At 54.3% G+C, this 24,962-nt stretch carries 13 protein-coding genes; 5 read left to right on the forward strand and 8 right to left on the reverse strand.

The annotated features are described in order from the left end of the window. Positions 1-205 precede the first annotated feature (205 nt). Complete coding sequence (gene ychF / locus JE47_RS0103195) at positions 206-1,288, forward strand: redox-regulated ATPase YchF (protein WP_031458363.1); 1,083 nt, start codon at positions 206-208, stop codon at positions 1,286-1,288. Further along, positions 1,281-2,645, forward strand: a complete 1,365-nt coding sequence (locus JE47_RS0103200) for a glycerate kinase type-2 family protein (protein ID WP_031458364.1) — start codon at positions 1,281-1,283, stop codon at positions 2,643-2,645. The genes ychF and JE47_RS0103200 overlap by 8 nt, the downstream gene beginning before the upstream one ends. Positions 2,646-2,820: 175 nt before the next feature. Here JE47_RS0103200 and JE47_RS0103205 read toward each other — a convergent pair whose 3' ends face one another. Beyond that, entirely contained in the window at positions 2,821-3,984 is a 1,164-nt protein-coding gene (locus JE47_RS0103205) for a diphosphomevalonate/mevalonate 3,5-bisphosphate decarboxylase family protein (RefSeq protein WP_031458365.1), read from the reverse strand. 185 nt (positions 3,985-4,169) lie between these two features. Then, positions 4,170-5,651, reverse strand: a complete 1,482-nt coding sequence (guaB, locus tag JE47_RS0103210; protein ID WP_031458366.1) for an IMP dehydrogenase — start codon at positions 5,649-5,651, stop codon at positions 4,170-4,172. 389 nt (positions 5,652-6,040) lie between these two features. Here guaB and JE47_RS0103215 point away from each other — a divergent pair, with 389 nt between their 5' ends. After that, positions 6,041-6,478: a hypothetical protein gene (locus JE47_RS0103215; protein WP_031458367.1), complete on the forward strand. Its 438-nt coding sequence runs from the start codon at positions 6,041-6,043 to the stop codon at positions 6,476-6,478. A 16-nt stretch (positions 6,479-6,494) separates the two neighbouring features. On the opposite strand, the gene JE47_RS0103220 is transcribed toward JE47_RS0103215, so the two are convergent. Beyond that, the gene (locus tag JE47_RS0103220; protein WP_031458368.1) at positions 6,495-8,696 is read right to left on the reverse strand and encodes a serine/threonine protein phosphatase; all 2,202 of its coding nucleotides are present in this window, start codon (positions 8,694-8,696) and stop codon (positions 6,495-6,497) included. 387 nt (positions 8,697-9,083) lie between these two features. Between JE47_RS0103220 and pcs the strand changes: the two genes are divergently transcribed. Continuing rightward, positions 9,084-14,552, forward strand: a complete 5,469-nt coding sequence (pcs, locus tag JE47_RS0103230; protein WP_031458370.1) for a propionyl-CoA synthase subunit Pcs — start codon at positions 9,084-9,086, stop codon at positions 14,550-14,552. Between the two features lie 156 nt (positions 14,553-14,708). Here the strand turns inward: pcs and JE47_RS0103235 are convergent, their stop codons facing one another. The 3 genes from JE47_RS0103235 to recN form a co-directional block, all read right to left on the reverse strand. Beyond that, entirely contained in the window at positions 14,709-15,740 is a 1,032-nt protein-coding gene (locus tag JE47_RS0103235; RefSeq protein WP_031458371.1) for an MraY family glycosyltransferase, read from the reverse strand. 73 nt (positions 15,741-15,813) lie between these two features. Then, positions 15,814-19,029 (reverse strand): hypothetical protein, encoded by a 3,216-nt coding sequence (locus JE47_RS0103240; protein ID WP_031458372.1) that lies wholly within the window; start codon positions 19,027-19,029, stop codon positions 15,814-15,816. An 87-nt stretch (positions 19,030-19,116) separates the two neighbouring features. After that, the gene (gene recN / locus JE47_RS0103245; protein WP_031458373.1) at positions 19,117-20,874 is read right to left on the reverse strand and encodes a DNA repair protein RecN; all 1,758 of its coding nucleotides are present in this window, start codon (positions 20,872-20,874) and stop codon (positions 19,117-19,119) included. Positions 20,875-21,955: 1,081 nt separating this feature from the next. Here recN and JE47_RS0103250 point away from each other — a divergent pair. Continuing rightward, a complete protein-coding gene (locus tag JE47_RS0103250; protein WP_031458374.1) occupies positions 21,956-22,483 on the forward strand; it encodes an FG-GAP repeat domain-containing protein in 528 nt (175 codons plus the stop codon). 626 nt (positions 22,484-23,109) lie between these two features. On the opposite strand, the gene JE47_RS0103255 is transcribed toward JE47_RS0103250, so the two are convergent. Both JE47_RS0103255 and JE47_RS0103260 read right to left on the reverse strand, forming a co-directional pair. Beyond that, entirely contained in the window at positions 23,110-24,186 is a 1,077-nt protein-coding gene (locus JE47_RS0103255) for a saccharopine dehydrogenase family protein (RefSeq protein WP_031458375.1), read from the reverse strand. Between the two features lie 368 nt (positions 24,187-24,554). After that, positions 24,555-24,962 (reverse strand): nucleotidyltransferase domain-containing protein (locus tag JE47_RS0103260; RefSeq protein ID WP_330216969.1); only part of this gene is annotated, 408 nt, incomplete at its 5' end.

Genomic DNA, 24,962 nt, shown 5'->3' on the forward strand with positions numbered 1-24,962 from the left:
CGGAAGGAAGAGGGAGCATGCGCAATCATTGCCTCCAACGGACGAGAAAGCGAGGCGAGCCCTCCCGCAAGGCTAGAGGAAGGGAGAGCAAGCGACAGGTTGAAGAGCCATTCCCTGACTTACGGCTCTTCGTATCTTGCTGCGGCCGGCCGATAAATTATGGTATAGTGTGCAACAATGAGATGCGTAGCACGGAGGACGTGCGATGAAAATAGCAATTATCGGTCTGCCAAATAGTGGCAAAACGACAGTTTTCAATGCCTTGACGCGAGGTCACGCCGAGACTGCGGCCTATTCTTCAGGTCAGCTAGAACCAAACCTGGCAACAGTGAAGGTGCCTGATCCGCGGTTAGAAGTATTGGCAAAGATGTTTAAGCCGCGGAAAATTACGTATGCTGATGTCCAATATGTCGATATTGGCGGTTTGAGTGGAAGCGGGCGGGCTGGTGGTGGGTTACCGCCGGTATTGCTTAATTATATTGCTTCGGCTGACGCTCTCCTACATGTTGTGCGCGCTTTTGATGATCCGACAGTGCCGCATCCAAATGGTTCAATTGATCCACAGCGTGATATTGCGGCTGTCGATCTTGAATTGGCTTTTTCCGATTTGGGCATTATCGAACGACGCCTGAACCGACTGAATGCTGAGATTCCCAAATTACCGGCAAAAGAGAAGGAGTTGCGTACTGCCGAACGAGACCTGTTGCAGCGGTTACGTGAAGCGCTCGAAGCAGAAACGCCAATTCGGGCGCTTGAATTAACCGAAGACGAAGCGCGGATGATCCGTGGGTATCAGTTTCTCACGGCCAAGCCGATGCTGATTGCGCCCAATATCGGGGAAGCCGACATTGCCCATCCACCGCAGATTGCCTATCCTCACCCGCGTAGTGCTGTCGAGCCGTTGTGCGGTAAAATCGAGGCTGAGTTAGCCCAGCTTGATGATACCGAAGCACGGGTGTTCATGGATGATCTGGGGATCACGGCGCCGGCCCGTGACCGGGTGATTGCTGCAAGTTATGCGTTGCTTGGACTGGTCAGTTTTCTCACTGCCGGGCCTGATGAAGTACGCGCCTGGCCTGTTCCACGAGGAACGCCAGCCGTAGAGGCAGCAGGCGTGATCCATTCTGATATTCAACGCGGATTTATTCGGGCCGAAATTGTGGCGTACAGCGATCTGATTGCTGCTGGCGGCATGAACGAGGCAAAAAAAGCCGGTCTGGTTCGGATGGAAGGCAAGCAGTACATTATTCAAGATGGAGACATCTGCCATTTCCTCTTCAATGTCTGAACGATTGTGGACGGCGTCGCTGCGTTCTGCGCCATGGGGTGCGGCAGTTACCCACATGATGGCAGCAGCATTGGCAGCGGTTGATCCGGCCCAGGCAACCATTGCCACGCTCCGTCGCGAGGGTGAGTGGTTGCTGGTTGGTGAGCGGCGTTACGACCTGCGAGCGTTCGACCGGGTCTGGCTGGTTGGCGCGGGTAAGGCAGGTTCGGCAATGGCGCAGGCGGCAGCACAGGTGTTGGGGGATCGACTGAGCGGCGGGATTGTAGTGGTGAAGGACGATGGTGCCCCGCTACCGGAGATTCCCGGTGTTACCCTGATGCGCGCTGCACATCCAACACCCGATGAACGGAGCGTGCTTGCCGGTCAACGCATTGCAACGCTGCTGGCTCAGGCATCCGAACGCGATCTGGTGGTGGCGCTGATTTCAGGGGGTGGATCGGCATTGCTCAATCTGCCGGTGACAGGGGTAACACTGGCCGATATTCAGCAGCTTACCACCGAATTGCTCGCCTGTGGAGCGCCAATCGGCGCGATCAACACGATCCGGAAACATCTCGATCAGATCAAGGGTGGCGGATTGGTACGAATGGCAGCGCCGGCGACTCTCGTCACTCTGATCCTCTCCGATGTGGTTGGTAGTCCGTTGGAAGTCATTGCCTCCGGGCCGACGGTCGCCGATCCGACGACGTTTGCCGAAGCGCTGGCCGTGATCGAACGATACGAATTGCGTAACCGCTGCCCACCGGCTATTTTGGCTTATCTCGCGGCGGGTGCACGCGGCGACCACCCTGAAACCCTCAAACCGAACGATCCCCTCTTAAGCAAGGTTCAGAACGTCTTGATCGGCAGTAATGCTCAGGCCGCACAGGCAGCGCTAGCAGCAGCACAGACGGCTGGATTTCATACGATGATCTTGACAACCTTTTTAGAGGGAGAAGCCCGTGAGGTTGGTCAGGTGCTGTCGGCAATTGCTCGCGAGATTGTAACGTCTCATCAACCACTACCTGCCCCAGCATGTCTTATTGCCGGTGGCGAAACGACAGTAACGCTGCGCGGAACAGGGCGAGGTGGGCGTAACCAAGAGTTAGCGCTGAGTGCAGCAATTGCGCTAGATGGACTTGAGCATGCGGCAGTGATCGCGCTGGCAACTGATGGTGGTGATGGGCCAACCGATGCTGCTGGGGCAGTGGCAACCGGGGCAACGGTGAGACGCGCCAGAGCGTTAGGGTATGACCCGGTTGATCATTTGCGGCGAAACGATGCCTATCCCTTTTTTGCGGCATTAGATGACTTGCTCCGTCCTGGCCCAACTGGTACGAACGTAAACGATCTCGTGTTTATTGTTGTCGGTTGTTGACCATTGAAAACGAGAACCATCGTCGGTTACAACTTGGTGTAATCTGACAGAGCTTTTGTTCCGCAGCGAGAAGTTGCCCAATCCCCGTTGTCGAGCCTTATACGCACGTCGTGCCGGGCGGGTCGGGCACCCGCCCCTACGATGCAACGATAAGTGCTCGACTATATTTATGCACTCACAACTCAGCAAGTGCCTCTTCGACCGAAATGAGATAAGCCGGACCACCAATTGGAGCTGTGACCGTTTCTAATCCCAGACCGAGATCAGTGACGGCAGTGATCACAGCGGGCACGTACTCACGTTCGGTTATGAAGACCACCGTCGGGCCAGTATCGGTACTGGCATAAACCGGTATCCCGCGTGCACGCAGATCGTTGCACAGCCGGAATAGAGTAATGTTTTCCGGTTCCCAGCCAATAATGCGCTGCTCGCGCGACCCCGACATCGTCACGCCATGGAGACGCATGCTATCGAGTTCGGCGAGTTGACCGATGGTTTTCCAATCGCCCCGTCGTACCGCACCAATACACTCACGGACTTCATCGCCACGCGCCAACATCCAGGCGCGGAAGAAGATACTATGCGGCGCATCATGATGCGCCTGTTCGGTTTTCAAGCCGATCCGCGAATCGATAGGTACGGTGATTAACGCGATATTATCAAGTTCGTGGTGCTGATCGAGGCGCACGGCGTAGCTTTCGGCAGGAGGAATGCCAGGATAGCTAAGCCAGAGTGCCAATCCGCCGGCAGCGCTACGACAGCCGGAACCGGCTAGCAGGCGAGCCAGGGTGGAGAGAAAACGAGTATGACCGGCCAGTTCTGGGCCGAAGATCGCACCCACGGCGGCACAAGCTAGCGCTGCCGCTGCCGACGCACTGGTTCCCAGACCCTTACCGGCCACCCGCGTGCGTAGCACATTCCGCGAAACAACACGGGCATGGCTGGTGATACCGGCCAGTGATCGTACGGCATCGAGCACTGTTACTACCCGCTCAAGTTCACGTCCCTGGGCCGGAATACCGCCGATAACAGCACTATCAACCGGTAAGGCAGGATCGAACTCGACCAGAGTCGTTGTGTGGGCAGCAGCATTGTTAAGTGAGATCGATGGCAAAAAGGCAATACGCTGTGCCCAATCACTCAGCCCGTGATATTTGAGCACACCCTGCATTGGGTACGCACGGGCAGCAGCAACACCGCGTGGACGGGCCGGAGGGAGAGATGGTAGTGGTGGGGGGATGAGCTGATAGTGTTGCAAATCGGCCAGGATGCGTTCGTGGGCCGACCGCATTGGGGCCACAAGATCGGCAAATTCTGGTGGAATGGTAGAGGTGTGCATAGACACGAATGTTTCCTGTACTGACGTTACACGAATGCTAAAGGCAAGTCAAAGATTCGCTCTGAGAGAGCAGTGTCCTGCCGAGTGCTACTTTTCTGCCAGTTGCTCATCGTTCGGCATGTGCCCCTTCCTCTCGCACGAGAGGAAGGGGAAGAGCAGGTTGTGAGCAAATCCAGTCGATCTACCTACTGTCGACCACCATAGTTTGGTGCCTGTTTCGTAATAATGACATCGTGCGGATGGCTCTCAATCTGACCGGCAGTGGTAATACGGATAAAGCGTGCATTGCGCCGCAGCGCTTCAATATTAGCTGCGCCAACATACCCCATTCCTGCACGCAAGCCGCCGACTAACTGATAAACGGTATCGCTCAGTGGCCCTTTGAACGGTACCATACCCTCAATCCCCTCAGCTACCAGCTTGCGGGCCTCGGTAACATTGGTCTGGAAATAGCGATCACCACCGCCGCGTTGCATCGCCCCGATGCTCCCCATGCCGCGATAACTCTTATAGCTCCGACCTTCGTAGAGGATCAGTTCACCGGGACTCTCTTCGGTACCGGCGAAAATCGATCCGATCATAACGCTATGAGCACCGGCGGCAATTGCTTTAGGAATATCACCTGAATACTTAATACCGCCATCGGCAATAATCGGAATACCGTATGGTTCAGCGGCGCGGGCACAGTCAAAAATAGCCGTAATCTGAGGCATACCGGCGCCGGTGACAACGCGCGTGGTACAGATCGAACCAGGACCCTGCCCAACTTTCACTCCATCCACCCCACGCTCGATCAGGGCGATGGTAGCAGCGGCAGTTGAAACATTCCCGCCAATAAGCTGAATCTGAGGGAACAATTCCCGTAATTTGACTACGGCATCGAGCACACCACGCGAGTGGCCGTGAGCGGTATCGATCACTAAGACATCAACCCCGGCGCGTACCAGCTCAGTTGCGCGTTCGATATAATCGCCACTGACGCCAACGGCTGCGCCAACGCGCAGCCGTCCCATATCATCTTTGCAGGCGTTTGGATACTCGATCCGCTTCATAATGTCTTTGACGGTAATCATGCCGCTCAGTTTGCCTCGTTGATCGACGACCAATACCTTCTCGATCCGGTGCCGGTGTAATACCTCCTTCGCCTCTTCAAGTGTCGTCCCTTCAGGAACCGTTACCAGGTTCCGTGATGTCATCAGATCGCGAATCGGACGGTTACGGTCGGTCTCAAAACGTAAATCGCGGTTGGTGATGATACCGACGAGATCGCCATCAGGGGTTGTGACGGGAACGCCGGAAATTTTGTATTCTGCCATTAGATCGAGGGCATCGCCAACAGTACGGTCGGGTGGTAGGGTAATCGGATCGGTGATCATACCACTCTCCGAACGTTTTACTTTGCGCACCATCTCGGCCTGGTTGGCAATCGGCATATTTTTGTGGATAATGCCAATGCCGCCTTCACGGGCAAGAGCAATGGCCAACCGATGTTCGGTGACTGTATCCATTGCAGCGCTCACGATCGGTATGTTGAGGCGAATGTTACGGGTAAGCCAGGTTGAGACATCGACAGTGGCCGGCAAAACATCGGATTCGGCTGGAATAAGGAGAACGTCATCAAAGGTCAGCCCTTCACGCGCAAATTTTTCTTCCCAAGCGATACCCATGCAAACCTCCTCCGGTACTGATTACAAAAAACCCCCGCGGTCAGCGCAGGGGGATGAATGACTGCTGCCTTAGAGCGACGTACAGAATAATCCATGTACAATTGAGGTCACGAGCGTCTTGCCCGCAGAGGCAAATGACATAACCAGCTCAGTGTACTAATGTTATGTGCATTGCTAGAGAACGATGGTCGCACCTTGTGCGTATCGTTCTGCGTGTACTATACTCCGAGCTGCCTGCCTCGTCAAACATGGCGGAGAACGAGAGACAATTCACGGTATAAATTCGATAACAGACATCTTGCCCTGGGCGTGTAACTATTCTCGTTGTCATTGTAAGATGCTATGATTAATCGAGGAACGTGGTGCGTTATCACTAGAGGAGTGATCGTATGGGCAAACGGATCGTGCGCAGTCTTGGTTTTGTTATCGCCAATGTTGTCGTGATGATCATTTTACATGGTAATTCACGACAATTTTGGCCAAAGATTCCTTATCTGAGTTTACGGAATGAGAGTACCGCAGAGCACACACGATTACTGTTCAACACGATGATGGTTGTTACCATTGGGCAGGCCCTGATCGGTCAGTTACCACGTGAACGCTGGTTGCCACGTGGGATTGTACTGGCGGTGCTTCCGGCATTACTGCCAGCCTTGATCTTTTTAGGACGACGAGTGCTCCGCCTACAAGGTGATGCTGGCGAACGTTACAATCTCAGTCTGGTACCACTATTACCGATTGCCGCTTCAGTGCTGGAAGAAATACTTACCGCAAAGCTTAATCCACCTGCGGATGAACCACACGCAGATTACAGCCATCTCGTGTGAAGAGGAGTGTAACTACTCAGCGCCATTCGGCGAACATCACATCATTGCCACGAGTAGGGACACCGACACCACCACGAACCGGTGCACCCTGCTCGTCGCGCACAGTAAATGTCACTTCTTGGCGTGGGCGTAAGCCGCAAATACGGGCATCACCACTCGCATCGAAAACTGCGCCGAGTCGCAGACCATCTACTGAAACGCTCCAGCCACTTGTATCAACACCTCTAATCTGAATGAGCACACAGCGTGAATCTTCAGTCTCACTTAGCTTCCTGAATCGTAACCGGGGAGGTTCAGGTGGAACAGTTGGCGTCGGTGGCGGTGGAACATCGATGTTGTCGATCAACCATCGTTCAATATAGCCACTACGTCCTGCCAGGTTTTGATCGCTGCTGGTACGAATCCGTATCCGATACCAGCCTGCGGGTTGATCACTCAAGACTTCTACTTCATCACCATTCCGAATTGGATCGGTTAGGCTACTGGTAGCTACCGGTTCAGCATACAGACGGGAGAACAGACCCTGACCATCTTCTTCAATCCGACCGGTATAGCGATATTCTGCGCGCACACCGGCAACAGTTCGGATACTGACGAAATCACGCAGGGTCACCGCCGCACCAGGCACCGGTGTACCGTTCAGTTCGAGGGTGAACGGAATTGCCCCAGCGAGGGATGTTTTCAAGTTTGCAAGACGCAGGCGTAATTCACTATCGCTACTACCGGCAATGATTGTCAATGCAATCGGCTCGTAGCCAGCCGCACGAAGGGTTGCCGTGCGTACCGTTGATAATCCTGCGCCCTGCACGGTAAATTCAAGAGGTATTGCTCCGGTGAAGAGTTCGGTTGGCATGATCCGATCAACGCGAAATGCGAGTACCGGAGATGGTGATGGCAAGGGGCTGGGGGTCATTGTCGGCGTTGGCGATGGTGTTACCAGCGGTGTTGCCGGTTCAACAACCGCTGTAGGAGATGTGACAACAAGGTCTGATGGGGGGACACGATTCAACCCAATTGCAGATGCCAAAGCAAGCAAGACAATGATGACGACGCCAATACCGACCGGAACTGCCATGTTCAGATCAGAACGCTGTTTCGTGATCGTCGATTGTGAGAGCTGTCGTTCAAGGGTGTCGATAGTTTGCATGACCTCGCCGACACGCGGATCATGGGCTGGCAATCGTTCAAGCGCACTGCGATACTCATTCAACGCTTGATACGGTTGACCCTGATCGTATAACGTAGAGGCCCTGGTCATGAGCTGCGCAACCGGGTCAGGTAAAGATGGTGTTGGCAACGACGGCGATGGCTCCTCAACCGGAGCCATTGTTGGTGAGGGCAAAATGGCCTGCCAATCTTTCAATGGAGGGCACATCGACGGGCTGGTGCTCTGCCAGAGACGATCAAGCATTTGCGCCGGGCCTAGCCCCCACCGTCTGGCTAATGCCTCGCGGAGAATGTGGTAGCGTTCGGTCGGTTGCAGCAGGTCAGCGGCAGAAAAAAAGCTGTTATCAGCCGCAGCGTTGCGCACGTTTTCATCACACCAACCGAGTAATTCCAAGATCAAGAGTGCACCACTGAAGCGGTCGGCCATTAACCCTTGTGCAGGTGCAGGATGCAGATAGGGGCTAACTGGTGGCGGCAGTGGTAACCGTAACACGCCTGCGCCGTGCACCGTTTCAAGATCAACCAGTGCAACAGATGCCGCAGCCCCCAGATCGATCAGGCCAGGCAGCATAACATTGGCCGATTGCAGATCACCGTGTACCAGTCCTCGCTGCTCGAGGTTAACCAGAACATCGGCCAGAGCATGGGCAAGGTTCAGGCATTGTGATGGCGTGAGTGGACGACGATAGCGTATCAGTTCTTGCCAAGGCGGCCCATGAACCCACGGCATCAGAATAGCGTATTCGAGTTCGGGATAGGTTCTGATCAGGGCGGGTTGATCGGCAGCGGTAAGAACAAGGCGGCGTGCTGCTTGTAAACCGGGAATCGCACTAAGTGGTTGAAGCTGCAACGCATGGGTGCAAAGGGCCTGATCACGAAGCTGTGATTGCACCTTCAAGGCAACAAAACCACTAGTACTGCGCAATTGCACAACGCGGCTGGATTGCCCCTCCTGGATGAAGGGGTAACCAGGGATGGCCGGATGGGCACAGACGTAATAACTGGTTCCCTCGATGATCAATTGCTCGTCAATATTTACCTGAAAGGGCATGGATTTAGTCTCTATCTAAGCAGTGAACGGCTAAACCTGGCATAGCGAGGTTCGTAACTCTGACCCGTTCGTGATTCTGACCTGGATGATATGAGCAGTATACCACCTCGAGATGTTAGCTAGATCAGGTTTGGATGGGCAATGGTCACTGTGGCAGACAGTGATGTGTCCTATGTATGGATTGCATATGTTCAAGCAATATTTGATCTGAACCGACAACTGGCGGATCGGCAATTGCAAGACATTATCTGGGCAAATAGTGAACAATTCTCAATTGTTGAGGTCTTGACGAATTGCGTTATGCACTGTAGGCTATATAGTGTACCCCTTGTTATCTATATCACAACTGATCTGGTATGGTAGCGTTTGCGTCAAGGAGGACTGTCGATGATCGACACTGCGCCCCCCGCCCCATCACGGGCGCCCCGTTCTAATCCAATTCGGAATCGTCAAGATTGGGAAGCTCAGCGTGCTGCTGCGCTGGCCGATCCCGGCGCCTTTCATGGCGCGATTGCTCGTACGGTCATTCACTGGTACGATCCGCAACACAACCGTTGGATTCGGTTTAACGAAGAAATCCAACGCTGGGAAGGGCTTGACGCTGCCACCGGTGCGCCGGTTGCGGTCGATTACCCGGTCGATTATCAGCCTTGGCAAAAGGCGTTTGATGACAGTGAAGCACCGTTCTACCGCTGGTTCATCGGCGGACTGACCAATGCCTGTTTCAATGAGGTTGACCGGCATGTCATGCTCGGTTGCGGCGACGAGGTTGCATACTACTTTGAGGGCGATCGTTGGGATAACTCGCTCAACAATGGTCGTGGCGGCCCGGTGGTGCAAGAAACGATCACTCGACGGCGCCTGCTGGTTGAAGTTGTGAAGGCTGCCCAGGTATTGCGCGATTTAGGTCTGAAGAAGGGCGATCGGATCGCGCTCAATATGCCAAACATTATGCCGCAGATTTATTATACCGAAGCGGCGAAACGACTGGGTATCTTATATACACCGGTATTTGGTGGTTTCTCAGATAAAACTCTGTCAGATCGTATTCATAATGCGGGTGCACGGGTTGTCATCACCTCTGACGGTGCTTATCGCAATGCGCAGGTTGTTCCATACAAAGAAGCGTACACCGATCAGGCGCTCGACAAGTACATCCCGGTTGAAACAGCCCGGCAGATTGTAATCGACACGCTGACAACGCTACCGCTGAACGATGATCAGCGTCAGACAATCGTCAGCGAAGTTGATGCGGCACTGGCCGGCGAGATTACCGTTGAGCGTTCGGATGTGATGCGCGGAGTTGGCGCAGCGCTGGCAAAATTGCGCGATCTCGATGCTGCCGTGCAGGCGAAGATACGCACCACGCTGGCACAGGCGTTAGTTGAGTCTCCGCCACGGGTCGATGCGGTTGTGGTAGTGCGCCATACCGGCCAGGAAATTCTGTGGAATGCAAGCCGTGACCGGTGGAGCCATGAACTGCTCGATGCCGCGCTAGAGAAGATTCTGGCTAATGCCCGTGCTGCCGGTTTTGATGTCCACTCTGAGGCTGATTTACTCAATCTGCCCGATGACAAGCTTGTACCTGCCCTCTATGCCAGTATTCCCTGCGAGCCGGTTGATGCCGAGTATCCGATGTTTATCATTTACACCTCCGGTAGCACCGGTAAACCCAAAGGCGTGATCCACGTGCATGGTGGGTATGTGGCAGGCGTGGTCCACACCTTGCGGGTCAGTTTTGATGCCGAGCCGGGCGATACTATCTACGTGATCGCCGATCCGGGTTGGATCACCGGTCAGAGCTACATGCTGACGGCAACTATGGCCGGTCGCTTGACGGGTGTGATCGCCGAGGGATCGCCGCTCTTCCCCTCTGCCGGACGCTACGCTAGTATCATTGAACGCTACGGTGTCCAGATTTTTAAGGCGGGTGTCACGTTCCTCAAGACGGTGATGTCTAACCCGCAAAATATCGAAGACGTGCGCATGTACGATATGCACTCACTGCGGGTTGCCACCTTCTGTGCTGAACCGGTTAGCCCGGCGGTGCAGCAATTTGGAATGCAGATTATGACCCCGCAGTACATTAATTCGTACTGGGCCACCGAGCACGGTGGTATCGTCTGGACACACTTCTACGGTAATCAAGACTTTCCGTTGCGCCCTGATGCTCACACATATCCGTTACCCTGGATCGCCGGTGATGTGTGGGTAGCTGAAACCGACGAGAGTGGGAACGTTCGGTATCGAGTAGCCGATTTTGAAGAAAAGGGCGAAATTGTCATCACTGCGCCGTATCCTTACCTAACCCGCACGATCTGGGGCGATGTACCCGGCTTTGAAGCATACTTGCGGGGAGAAATCCCACTAACGGCGTGGAAGGGAGATGCCGAACGCTTTATCAAGACCTACTGGCGCCGCGGACCGAATGGTGAATGGGGCTATATTCAGGGCGATTTCGCTATGAAGTATCCTGACGGTAGCTTCACCCTCCACGGTCGTTCAGACGACGTAATCAACGTGTCTGGTCACCGAATGGGCACGGAAGAGATCGAAGGGGCAATCTTGCGTGATCGCCAGATTACGCCCGATTCGCCGGTAGGTAATTGTATTGTGGTTGGTGCACCACACCGCGAGAAGGGCTTGACACCGGTGGCCTTTATTCAGCCTGCGCCCGGTCGGCATCTTACCGGTGCTGACCGTCGGCGGCTCGATGAGTTGGTGCGCACCGAGAAGGGTGCGGTGAGCGTTCCCGAAGATTACATTGAAGTGAGTGCTTTCCCCGAAACGCGCAGTGGCAAATATATGCGTCGCTTCCTGCGCAATATGATGCTCGACGAACCACTCGGTGATACGACAACGCTGCGAAACCCAGAGGTGCTAGAAGAGATTGCCACAAAGATTGCCGAGTGGAAACGAAAGCAGCGCATGGCGGAAGAGCAGCAGATCATCGAACGCTACCGCTATTTCCGCATCGAGTACCATCCACCGACAGCCAGCGCCGGTAAGCTGGCCGTCGTGACGGTGACCAATCCACCGGTTAATGCACTGAATGAGCGCGCCCTCGATGAGTTGAATACGATTGTTGATCACCTTGCCCGACGGAACGACGTAGCAGCAATCGTCTTTACCGGCCAGGGCGCCAAGAGTTTCGTCGCCGGGGCTGATATTCGCCAGTTACTCGAAGAGATTCACACGGTCGAAGAGGCGATGGCCCTACCCAACAATGCGCACCTCGCCTTCCGTAAGATCGAACGGATGAACAAGCCGTGCATCGCGGCAATCAACGGCGTAGCGCTAGGTGGTGGGCTTGAGTTCGCCATGGCCTGTCACTATCGCGTGGCCGATGTTTACGCCGAGTTTGGTCAACCAGAGATTAATCTGCGCTTGCTGCCGGGCTATGGCGGTACTCAGCGTCTGCCACGGTTGCTGTACAAGCGGAACAACGGTACCGGTCTCTTACGTGCGCTTGAGATGATCCTGGGTGGACGGAGTGTACCGGCCGACGAAGCGTTGGAATTGGGCTTGATCGATGCGGTCGCTACTGGCGATCAAGATGCACTTTCACTGGCCTGCGAGCTGGCCCGCGCCGCGATTGGCGCTGATGGGCAGTTGATCGATACGGCTGCCGTCACGCAGGCGTTCCGCCATCGTCAAGAACAACTCGAAGAGTGGCGCAAGCCCAATCCCCGCTTCGCTGACGATGAACTGCGCTCGATTATCGCCCATCCACGGATTGAACGCATCATCAAGCAGGCGCATAGCGTCGGGCGTGATGCAGCTTTGCATCGCGCTTTGGAAGCGATCCGCTATGGCTTTATTCACGGCTTCGAGGCAGGTCTTGAACACGAAGCGAAGCTCTTTGCCGAAGCGGTAGTTGACCCGAACGGCGGTAAGCGTGGTATCCGTGAGTTCCTTGATCGCCAGAGTGCACCGCTGCCGACACGCCGACCGTTGATCACGCCTGAACAGGAGCGAATCTTGCTCGAACAAAAAGAACTTTTACCGATCGGTTCGCCTTTCTTCCCCGGTGTTGATCGGATTCCGAAGTGGCAATATGCGCAGGCGGTCATTCGTGATCCTGAAACCGGTGCTGCTGCACACGGCGATCCGATAGTGGCCGAAAAACAGATTATCGTGCCGGTGGAACGACCTCGTGCGAATCAGGCCCTCATCTACGTCCTGGCCTCAGAGGTAAACTTCAACGACATCTGGGCAATTACCGGTATTCCGGTCTCGCGGTTTGATGAACACGACCGCGACTGGCACGTTACCGGTTCGGGTGGCATCGGTCTGATCGTCGCCCTTGGTGAGGAGGCGCGACGCGAGGGGCGGCTAAAGGTGGGCGATCTGGTTGCCATCTACTCTGGTCAGTCGGATCTGTTGTCACCGATGATGGGACTTGATCCCATGGCAGCCGACTTCGTGATCCAGGGGAATGATACACCGGATGGTTCACACCAGCAATTTATGCTGGCGCAAGCGCCACAATGTCTCGCGATTCCTACCGATATGAGCATTGAAGCGGCGGGAAGCTATATCCTTAACCTGGGTACGATCTACCGGGCGCTCTTTACCACGCTGCGTATTCAGGCTGGCCGGACGATCTTTATCGAAGGTGCCGCTACCGGTACCGGTCTGGATGCCGCCCGGTCGGCAGCACGCAACGGCCTGCGCGTGATCGGTATGGTCAGTTCGGCGGAACGCGCAGCGACTCTCCTTGCAGCGGGCGCCCATGGCGCGATCAATCGTAAGGATCCGTCGGTAGCGAATTGCTTTACCCGTGTACCGGAAGACCCGGCAGCCTGGGCAGAGTGGGAGGCCGCTGGCCAGCCATTGCTCGAGATGTTCCGTGCGCAGAACAACGGTCGCCTGGCCGATTACGTAGTTTCTCATGCTGGTGAGACGGCATTCCCGCGGAGTTTCCAACTGCTCGGTGAGCCGCACGATGGACATATTCCGACGCTGACCTTCTACGGTGCCACGAGCGGCTATCACTTTACCTTCCTCGGTAAACCGGGCGCCGCTTCGCCAACCGAGATGTTGCGGCGAGCCAATCTGCGTGCCGGTGAGGCCGTGCTCATCTATTACGGTGTCGGCGGCGACGATTTGGTCGATGCCGGTGGTCTGGAAGCCATCGAGGCGGCACGTCTCCTGGGCGCACGGATTGTCGTGGTTACGGTAAACGATGCGCAACGCGAGTTCATCCTGTCGCTTGGGTTCGGTGCTGCGCTCCGGGGAGTGGTAAGCCTAGCCGAACTCAAACGTCGCTTTGGCGATGAGTTCGAGTGGCCGCGCACAATGCCGCCACTGCCCAATGCTCGTCAGGACCCGCAAGGTTTGAAAGAGGCGGTGCGTCGCTTTAACGATCTGGTCTTCAAGCCGCTCGGTAGTGCGGTTGGCACGTTCTTGCGCAGTGCCGATAATCCTCGCGGCTATCCCGATCTGATCATCGAACGGGCAGATCACGATGCGCTGGCCGTGAGCGCAATGCTGATTAAGCCCTTCACCGGTCGGATCGTCTACTTCGAGGATATTGGTGGGCGACGCTACTCCTTCTTCGCGCCCCAAATCTGGGTGCGACAACGCCGCATCTATATGCCAACTGCGCAAATCTTCGGCACCCATCTCTCGAACGCTTACGAGGTCTTGCGCCTCAACGATGAGATTAGCGCTGGTCTGTTGACAATCACCGAACCGGCGGTGGTGCCGTGGGATAAGTTGCCCGAAGCACATCAGGCAATGTGGGAAAATCGCCACACCGCAGCTACGTATGTAGTCAATCACGCCTTGCCACGACTCGGCTTGAAGAGCAAAGACGAGTTGTACGAGGCCTGGACGGCTGGTGAGCGATAACGGTGAAGGGGGCGGGTTTCAGAACCCGCCCCCGACTTATTTAGAGCCTATCTGAACCTCACAGTACAGCGGATGAAACCTGATAGATGTACGGGCGCAGTGCCGCTGCGCCCCAACCGATCTTCTTCTGCGACACAGGGTATTCCGTATAGGCTCTTAGTCCGTTTGGTGCTGACGTGGCTGGCCTGAAGGACACACTCGTTCGAGCCAGACAATCCCGGCAAGGGCCACGATCAGGAGACCAGCGAAAACGAGGTACGCTTCTGAAGGGCGGGCCTGGGTAATGTATACGCCAATTAAGCCGCTGGCACCTGCCAGTAGATAGCAGGTCAGAACCGCTTCGCGCTTTGTCATTCCTAATGCGTGGAGGCGGTGTGAAAGATGGTCTTTACCGGCCGTAGTAAAGGGATTTACCCCACGGCGAACACGAGCAACGAAGACCAGGGCCAGATCGAAGAGTGGTAAACCCAGGACGCAGACCGGTACCAGCCAGGTTACCAGCGGAATGTTGTTGAGAAAGCGCAGTTTGATCGCTAGTGCTGCTAGAATGAAGCCGATAAAGAGACTACCGGTATCACCCATAAAGATACTGGCGGGGTTGAAATTGTAGCGTAAAAATCCGATACAGGCACCAATCAGAGCAGCAGCCATTGCGCCGACTAATACCTGCCGCGGTTGATTCATAGCCGCCAGGAGCAGAAAAAAAGCAGCCGCAATAGTAGCCACTCCACCTGAAAGCCCATCCATGTTGTCGAGAAAGTTGATGGCATTGGTAATGACAACGACCCATAGCAAGGTCAAGGCCCAGTTAAGAGCAGGCCACGGCAAGAGTTGTACCTGAGTGCCGGCGAGGAGTAAGACCGTTGCAGCCAACATCTGACCGCCGAGTTTGATTATTGCCGGCATGCCCCACCGATCATCAGCTAAACCAAAGAGTGAGACAATCGTAGCGCCGAGCAAAATCCCAATCAGTTCACGAATATGAGCCAGATCACCGAATAACAGCAGTGCAGCAACAAATGCAGTGTAGATTGCCGCCCCACCAAGAAGAGGGATCGGTGTCGTGTGACTGTCGCGACTGCGTGGGATTGCAATAAGTCCACTACGTAGGGCGGTTCGCCGCGCAATTGGCGTAACCAGGATCGAGAAGGTAAGCGCCGCTACCAAGATCAAGGCAATGTTTGCCATAGCATACATTCCCAGTGCATTGATGATGTTCCAATAACCCTGCTAACCCAGCTAATAACCAGTGTGGTACCGACTAGCGGCGGACTTGTTCCAACACTGCTTTCAACTGCTCCACCTGTGCTACTTCACCGGTACGGCCTCTGTTTCTAAGTACTGCTAACATGCGTTGGGTTTCAGCGATAGCGGCGTCATACTGAAGTGTCTCGCTCAATACCAGCGTGTATTGTTGACTGAGCGCAACGTTTTCGGGCTGAATCGCCACCGCTCGGGCGTATGGCTCTACCGCGCCGGCAATATCGCCAGCCTGAACTGCCAGGTGGGCCACAGCCGCGTATAATCTGCCAGCCTGATCTACCAGCGTCGGTATCTCAATGGCCCGTTCTGGTTTCCCTTTGACATCGGCTAGAGTTTGTTCAGCACGTTCAGCCTGCACCGCAAATGCGCGACGCAGTTGACTCAGCAAATCAGGGCGACTGCTCAAAGCTCTGGCAATGCGATCGAGGTTGTCTACCACCTGCTGCGGTGAACGTTCGATTGCCTGTACGTAGAAGGTCGTTGCTGCATCAAGATCGCCGGTACGGAAGCGTATTAGGTCACCACGTCGTAGTGCTGTATCACCGTAGCGTGGATCAAGTTGGGCTGAGGTCTGCAACAGCTCATCGGCTTGCTGAAAAAAGGTACCTGCCTGATGAGCATCACCGCTGGTAGTAGCGTATTCGGCCAATTGCATCAGAACGCCAGCCCGCTCGTTTATCAAGGTTACATCACGAGGTGCAATCGTGGCGACCCGTTCATACCATTGGAGTGCTGTATACAGCCGTTGCACGTCACCCGTCCAGCCGTACCAAAAGGTATTAACGCGACCCAGGTTTGCGTAGTGATCTTTATTCAACGGACTGATCTGGTGAGCGCGTAACAAAGCAGCTTCAGCATAGGCCAGCAGACGTATCGGTGATGAACGTTGGACGAAGGCCGTAACTGCCGGAATCCCGTCAAGCTGGAGGAGTGTATCGAGGTGAACCTGACCGGCATCACCAAGCGCACCCCCTTGCGCACGCAGCGTATTTGCTAGCGTCATAAGAGTACGGGTGAGATGAAGATAGTAAAAATCCTCACTCGGATTAGCCCGGATCGTTCCAATGTATTCGTTTAGAGCTGCCAGCAATGTTTGCGCTGACCCTTGACCCTGATCGGCATAACTTTGGGCCTGCTGAAAACGCATATCGGCATAAATCGGTTGCAGGTTCAGCCACCAGATGAGAGCAGTGGTACACAATCCAATCAAGCTAGCAACCCCAAGCATACTTTTATCAGCCTGTCGCGATGCAGGGCGTGGCGGATTGCGACGAGCGGCTTGGCGTCCGGTCGGCTTTGCCGGTATCGTTTGCGGTTCGGTAATCGTTACCGATGGCTGCACGCTCTCCATATGGGCTACGGCGACACTCAGGCCCAGCAACATCCAGAACATCATCAGGGTGGCAACAATCGGGATACCGGTCAACCCTTCAACCAGGTGTGCCGTCACTGCGCTAAGAATTGCAATAACGAGCAGTTGATGACGCCAGCTTGTTGCGGTCCGTAATTGATGCAGGCAATACATGGTCAGACTGCCAATCACCCAGAGATACATTGCTAGGCCAAGTAAACCTTTGGTTACAACTTCATCGAGGAGAGCCTGATGCGAGCGATCAGGGGAAGCACCGCGCGCCTCGACATTCGCCAGCGATGGTGGATAAAAGCGATTGAACGCTACGAACATACTTTCCGGCCCCCAACCGATGAAGAGCCGTAGAGGGTCACTCGTGATCAGCGCAAGCGTACCGCCAGCGTGTTCATCACCAAACCAGATCAGCCGTCGCACCAGGCCGGTACCGCTCTCAATCTCAAGCAACCGACCCATCCGACCGATGTAGGGAACATCACGTAGCCGATGGAAGAAGGGGGCGTCTGACACATTAAACACGATCAAGAACCCACCAACCGTCAGCGTTATTGCGACCCAACCTGCTAACAGTTGCCCCAACCGACGACTGTTGCGCTGATCACCATCGGCGGCGAAGCGTTGTTTTCCAAACCAGAGGGCCAGCGAAATGAATAGAAAGAGACCGGCGCCCAACCCGATCCACGGGCCACGGCTCTGACTGAAAAAGATCGTGGTCAGTATCAGTCCGAGCACGATTGTACTGCCTGTCGCTCGGAGTTGCCAGGTAAGACGTGATGGCTCTTGCGGTGCTCTCCCAAGCATACTCAGGCCGTAGGCACCGACCAATGCCACAACAGCCAGTATTAACCAGAGCCACCAATCGAGGGCATTGGCCGCAACCTCAGCCGCAGCAACCTGCTGAATACCGCTAGCTGCATTGACCGCAAACGCAATACCAAAGCCGAGCAGGTAGATTAGGGTCAGCACAAGGGGCCAGCGCGGAAGAGCAGAGCTACCCGATACAGTCAGCAGCCACCAAAGTGCCGATGCACAGAAAATAGCGCCTGGAAAACACCACCAGTACCGGAAATCCACTGTTCGGACTGCTACACTGAACTTGACCGTTGCCAGAATGAGCAAAGCGCCGGCTAGCCACAAGAGCACGCGGATGATCGCCCAACGCCACTCGGCAGATGGCTGAGTCGGAACTGGCGCTGTCCGTATCGCTGCCAGGGCAGCGAATAACCGGTAAAGCGCCAGTGGGACGATCATAATCAAGTATGCAGCAACAAAAATTGAATTCCCCAACGTTGAGGCAACACGCGAGATAACGTCACCTCGCCATGGCAACGGATCGAGCTGGTAGTGCTGCATAATGCCGTAAAGAGCAACCACCGTTGCAGTAGACAGATTGAGCGAAATAAAGCGCTCGCGTTGAGCAGGAGAACGCAGGGTTGTTGCAATCAGCAGAGCAAATACGAGATACGACAGAAACGTGTACAGTCCCTGCATTCGCTGATAAGACCCCCACAGACTGGTAGCCGGTGTTACCGAGGTGATAGTCGTAACAATAAAGATCGTCGTATAACCGGTGATCGGCCAGAATAGAGGATGTTTGCGGAGGGTTGCCCAATCCCAACCAATCCGCTGCGTCGCGGTAGAACGTTGATCGACCCGACTGAGCAACCAGATCAGCGCCGCCGCAGCACCGACAAGGGCCAGTGAACGTAAAACAGCAGCCTTATCAGGTTCAAAATGACGAGCCGAATAGAGATTGAAATAGATTGGTATAAACGTGAGAGCAAGCAACCAGCTCGCCTCGACGATACGAGCACTCCAGCGGCTGATTGTATGTTGTGAGGACATATCGATTCCAACAACCTCTCTGTTCCAACACTATAACGTGGCCGTACCGGAGAGTCATGAACGAGGGAACTTCTGTATGGTGCAACATCACGACCGGGTAAGTTCTGCCTGACGATGCAACTTCCAGGCTTGCGCTCGTTCGAGGATCTGACGAGCATTAGCCCGACTGTGATCGCCAGGAGTACCGTCGAGCATGGCGGCAATCTCTTCAACCCGCTGCTCAGGCGACAAGCGCTCAACACTGGTACGTGTGCGGCCATCAACAACTTCTTTGCGAATGTGATAATGGGCATGAGCAAAAGCTGCTACCTGGGGCAAATGCGTAATGCACAACACCTGATGACGTTGACTGATGAACCACAATTTTTGACCAACCACGTGACCGGCACGGCCACCGACACCAACATCGATCTCATCGAAGACCAGCGTCGGCACATCATCAACTTGTGACAAAATCGATTTGAGCGCCAACAACAGACGGGCACTTTCACCACCCGACGCGATCCGCGCCAGTGGTTTCAGCGGTTCACCGGGGTTCGGCGAAATTAGAAATTCAACCCGATCAACGCCGGTACGGTCGCATGCCAGGCGTCGATCATGAATCAGCGGCCCGTCAGGATCATCTTCCCAGGTAAATTGCACTGCAAAACGGATATTTGGCATTGCCAGATCGTTCATGGCAATACTGATTTGCCGGCTCAGTTCTTCACCGACTCGTTTTCGTTGTTGTGAGAGTTCACCGGCACAACGGGCCAGCTCGTCTAACAATACTCGTTCTTGTTGTTCCAACGCTGCGATCTGAGATGCACTATTGCTCAATTGCTCAATCTCGTGTTCAGCGTTCGCTGCCCGCTCGATCAACGTCGCCAGATCAACCCCATACTTACGCTGCAAATTGCGCAAAACAGTCAGCCGATCTTCAATCGCATCAAGCCGATGTGGATCAACTTCAAGGTTCGAGCGATACCGGCGCAAGGCAACAACCAGGTCTTCAAGCTGATAGTGCAGTTCGGCAGCTTGCCGGGCGATAGGCTCAGCCCGGTCATCAAAACGGCTCAGCTCATTAAGCGCACTCACAGCCAGCGCCATCGCCTCGGTTGCCGGACGCCCTCCACGTCCACCCTCACCACTATAAAGCGCTCGATAGGCGTCTTCTGCCAGGGTTGCAATGCGTGCTGCGTTCTGGACAATACTGCGTTCGCGAAGAAGTTCTTCCTCTTCACCGGGCTTGATTTTTGCAGCAATAACATCCTCACGTAACAGTTGCAACTCTTCAATGCGAGCTTGCCGACGCGCTTCACCGGCGCGTAAATCGGCTAACTGTGCCTGAACTCTGCGCAATGCAGCAAGTTGATCGGCCACCTGCTGACGTAAGGGCAGCAGTTCACCGAAGCGATCAAGCAGATCAAGATGGGTACGTGGATTAAACAGCGATTGACCCTCGTGTTGACCATGGATATCAATCAATCGACTACCAATCTCGCGCAGCGTTGCGCTGTTTACCGCCTGTCCGTTCACACGGGCGACACTACGCCCCGACTCAGCCGAAATCTCGCGTGTCAAAATGAGCTGATCATCGCCCTCATCGAGCAGATCGTATTGGCTCAGCAATGGGATGAGTTGCGGGCAATCATCGAGACTAAAAACGCCTTCAATACGAGCACGGGTAGACCCTGCCCGAACGAATGTCGCATCAACGCGCTCACCGCGCAACGTACCGAGCGCATCGATAATAATCGATTTGCCGGCACCGGTCTCGCCGGTCAGCACGTTAAAACCCTGCTCAAAGCGCAGATGCAGTCGGTCAATAATTGCAAAATCCTGAATCTGCAACTCAATCAACATATGGCAGGTACTACACTATATCTGAGCGAGCGTCTATACGTTGCGAACTTATTTCCTGGCTTCAACCCCTGCTGCCGTGTTAGAGGAGGCAAGGAGAGGAAATTCGTGCACGGCGCCAGCCGCACTTACCAGGAAACGCTTTGTTGATAATGATCACCGTCTTGCATTTTACCATAACCACATGCCCGCGGTTGGTGGAGCTTATACCAATTCTGGCACGAGGAACCGGGTCTTATCGTGCCACTCCTACGCCGCACTGATCCCATCCGTTCACCGCATTCCGTTCGCCAACGTATAAGTTTGGGAGAAGGATACCCGGCTGTCGCAGACAGAGGGAGATGCAGGTCAGCGACGGTTGTCTCCGTTTCGTGCTGCGAAGAACGCAGTGATGCTGGGAGAGGACGATAGCCGCATCGCTAATATATTGCAACAGTGTCGGCATCGGTGCTGCGGAGCACACCTGGCGGCCCTCACCTTCCCCCTGGCCTCCTCCTCTCCCTGTAGGGAAGAGGGGAGGAACGTAGGTCTGAGAGAAAGAACGCTGAAAACCTCTCACGCTGTAGTCGCACGGGCGCCGTACATGCCCGATGAAACGTTTTTGATCAGGCGCTTAGACGTTGCATAGATGACTCTCAATTCTGTCGTGATTAACGCACCGATGAACGGATAGAGTATCGCGGCAATGCGCAGGCGCTAGTTCTCGACATTGAGACGGTGATAATAACAGTTAGTTGTCACCGTCACATATGTTGGCGACTATTGCAAATTGGTCTGTTCAGGTGATGGAATGAGTAAGGCTATCGGTCAATGAAGTGTTAATGAGGCGTGCAATTGTTACCCCCGCATACTGTATGACGCGGGCCAGAGGCCAGCGAAACGGTACAGGTCGGGGCTCGTCGTGAGCAGGAGCATGACATGCTTTAGCGCATCACGTATTGCCGAAAACTGAAAACTTTGCAAAATCCTATGCAGCACAAAAGTTCTTGACAGTCAACAATACCTCTGCTATAATTCCGAACAAGTGAGCTATCGAACCTTTGTTCTATTTTTATAGACACACTCTCTGGAGAGGAGGCCCGCAATGGCAGTGACCAGTCGTGAAATCCGCTCACCACGTCGGATGTCTTCAATTGCCATGCCCAAGCTGGCCCTCAGCAATTCTGCCTATATTGTAACCAGCCTGCTGGCAATTCTCGCTATATACGTTTTGGTGAGTGCTTTTATTAGTTGGGGTCAGACACTGCTCGACGACTGGCAGTATGGTCGGCCACGCACATTTCATCTGATCGCCGAAGTTGGTCGTCCTGAAGAGACTATTGGTCCAACACGCTTAATCGCGATGAATCTTGATCGTCAGGTACTCATTCTAGAGATTCCAGGAGGTGACGTGACTAAGACACGAACCATTGTAGGTCCGTACCTTGTTGGGGCGCATGAGAACCTGACGCCAGTCACGATGCGTCTAACCGATATGAATGGTGATGGAATGCTCGATCTGGTGGTTGGGATCAAGAATGAGGAAATCGTGTACCTCAATCGCGGTGATAGTTTTGGATTGGTGACGGCGGAAGAGCGGCAGCAGCTTCTGCGTCAGTTGAAGAGTCGTTAGATTGTTCGGCGTTGTGGCAGGTAGAGCGGGTATCTAGCGCGCAAGCTTTACGCACGTACACGTAGACGATACTTCACCGGGCTGCGGCCTACTCTTCAGACAGTGATGTAGAGTTGGCAAAGGTATCTAGCTTTTTCTTCCTGCCTCTGGTCGATTGTACTGCTGCCGAGAGAAATGCGCTTCTCGCTAATTATGTTCATCTCTATCGCCGAATCGGTAGAGAAGGAATAGTTTACAAGAGCGCGATCAGAAACCTGAGCTGTTGATGCGCTCGTAGTGCCTTATTTGCCGCACCGCGTCTCTCCGAAGAAGCGGTGCGGGTGTGTTCTACTGTATCGTGGAAGGGATGGTTTGGAGCAGGATTATGCTATCGCCGAGGGTGTAGCGATGTCAATTTGATCGTATCATCATGGTCGATCCTGGTTGTCCAACCCTCATTACCTGTATGGCTGAGATGCCAATAGGGGGTGAAAGGATTTTTTCACTCTCGTCGAACTGATTGTCACTAGCAATGACTATCTACAACACGACAATACGACAAATCCATATCCGACGCGATCTGGGCCGACCATGTGTTACCTTTGCAAGATACTTCCATCGTAGTGTTCTGAGTCGGCTCTCCAAGATCATTGTTTCTGATCACGCTCTGAACTATTCTCTACATCGTAGCGTGCTACACCTGGTACTTCACAAATGAGGTCTGGACCATATAGCCCGCCCGGTGTATGAAATCCTGCTGCAATCTGCCCATTCAACACACGCTGAACGATAAGCACGGCAGTCATAACCGTGAGCGCGTAGCCTTCGGGACCAACCAAACGGCTCATTACCCGTTGCCCACGCTCGTCTCTTGCCTCACCGGCGATGATGCTCTTCCCGGTGCGACGGGTTGTCTCGTCTGGTCCCTCAAGCGTCCGTCTAAACCAGGCTCGCAGTATGTGTCGTACAGGCCTGAGTCGTAGGATTGGCAACAGTGTCCGTACTATTCCCAGCCAGGGCAACATTCGACGCGGGATGGCCACGAAAACCGTTATGTTGGGAATACCGGTCGTATAGTACGCGGTAGCGACATCACCCCACGGGATGCTTACACAGGGCTGAGGGCCATGACCAAAGTCGAACGTTCGCACATCACGAAGCGGTAGAGTCGCTACTAGTCGGCCCTGACGCCGTTCGCACCCTTGCCCTGCCATGGTCAACATCGTGATCGCAGTACCACGAGAGATACTGCCAAGTGCACGAAAGGCTAGCGTCAGTTCGGTTGCACCTGGAAGCCGACGTGCTAAGTGGGCAGATAGACAGTCTGAAGGAACCACATCAAAACCGACACCGGGCATGAGCATTACGCCAGCCTGTCGAGCGGCACGATCTTGCTGCGCGATTGCCTCGAAAACACTGATCTCACCGGTAATATCGAGATAGTGCACGCCAGACTGCAAACACGCCCGTACCATTGGTGCACTGGTTTCCTGAAATGGTCCGGCACAATGGAGAACCAGACGCATACCCTGCAACGCCCGATGCAATTCAGCTTCGTTGTCTAATCGACAAATCGTAAATGGTACGTTCAACTCATTCGCCAAAGCTGTAATCTGTACCGCATTGCGGCCAGCTAATCTTGGGCGCAGACCAGCCTGTACCGCTGCTCGTGCAATCAGTTGACCGGTGTAACCGTTGGCGCCGTAGATCATCCAATCTTCCATTGCTGTTACTCCGGTTTGAGAATGGCCTATCCGACAAACATGCTCACCCGACTTAGTACAGCCCATGGCGGTGTGAGAAGGCGGTCACATCACTACTCTCTTTTGATTTTGTAGTCGAAAGAGAGCGATGCTAAGGCGAGACCAATCTCTTCGCTCGATAGAAATGACTCCGAAAGAGGACAGTCAGAGAGGTAAGAGTCTCAGTCGTGTACTACACGATAAGGGAGGGAACATTTTGGCATATCAATAACTCAGACATCGGCATTGGTTCAATGATACTACTCCCCTACTTTCTTCCATTTGCACGTGTAGTCTGCTCGTTTATACGGTGCTGAACCTCCTTTCTTACGCTTGCATATGATTGGTTTTCAGCTCTCGCCATCCTCCTTTGCGGGGTTCCCAACCTCGCGCCCAGATTGAATACTCTCATACCAACTGGGATGCTCTTTACGCAACCGCTCGAACTCTTCTGATGTATAAACAAACAGATCGATTCCCACTGGAAAGCCAACCGGCAAAAAATCGACGGCTCGTTCATGGAAAGCCTTATCTGTCGAAGCGACGATCACGCATAGATCAACATCACTTTTAGGGGTAGGTATCCCGTTCACCCAGGAGCCAAACCAGATAATACGTTCGATTTCCGCGTGCTCGGCACGCAACCTGGCAGCGTAGTGGGCAACAGCCTGCTCAATGGAGGCACGGTCAATCGATTTGATGACGACAGAACTCGAGGATGGACTCGGCGCATTGAATGGCATATTGGGCCTCCATAG

The sequence above is a fragment of the Chloroflexus sp. MS-G genome, from assembly GCF_000735195.1.
Classification (GTDB): domain Bacteria; phylum Chloroflexota; class Chloroflexia; order Chloroflexales; family Chloroflexaceae; genus Chloroflexus.

Excerpts from the sequence above, each read along its gene's own strand:
- JE47_RS0103240 (WP_031458372.1), bottom strand. The coding sequence starts at position 19,029 with ATGTCCTCACAACATACAATCAGCCGCTGGAGTGCTCGTATCGTCGAG.
- JE47_RS0103200 (WP_031458364.1), top strand. The coding sequence starts at position 1,281 with ATGTCTGAACGATTGTGGACGGCGTCGCTGCGTTCTGCGCCATGGGGT.
- JE47_RS0103220 (WP_031458368.1), bottom strand. The coding sequence starts at position 8,696 with ATGCCCTTTCAGGTAAATATTGACGAGCAATTGATCATCGAGGGAACC.
- JE47_RS0103215 (WP_031458367.1), top strand. The coding sequence starts at position 6,041 with ATGGGCAAACGGATCGTGCGCAGTCTTGGTTTTGTTATCGCCAATGTT.
- JE47_RS0103255 (WP_031458375.1), bottom strand. The coding sequence starts at position 24,186 with ATGGAAGATTGGATGATCTACGGCGCCAACGGTTACACCGGTCAACTG.
- guaB (WP_031458366.1), bottom strand. The coding sequence starts at position 5,651 with ATGGGTATCGCTTGGGAAGAAAAATTTGCGCGTGAAGGGCTGACCTTT.
- JE47_RS0103235 (WP_031458371.1), bottom strand. The coding sequence starts at position 15,740 with ATGGCAAACATTGCCTTGATCTTGGTAGCGGCGCTTACCTTCTCGATC.
- ychF (WP_031458363.1), top strand. The coding sequence starts at position 206 with ATGAAAATAGCAATTATCGGTCTGCCAAATAGTGGCAAAACGACAGTT.
- pcs (WP_031458370.1), top strand. The coding sequence starts at position 9,084 with ATGATCGACACTGCGCCCCCCGCCCCATCACGGGCGCCCCGTTCTAAT.
- JE47_RS0103250 (WP_031458374.1), top strand. The coding sequence starts at position 21,956 with ATGGCAGTGACCAGTCGTGAAATCCGCTCACCACGTCGGATGTCTTCA.
- JE47_RS0103205 (WP_031458365.1), bottom strand. The coding sequence starts at position 3,984 with ATGCACACCTCTACCATTCCACCAGAATTTGCCGATCTTGTGGCCCCA.
- recN (WP_031458373.1), bottom strand. The coding sequence starts at position 20,874 with ATGTTGATTGAGTTGCAGATTCAGGATTTTGCAATTATTGACCGACTG.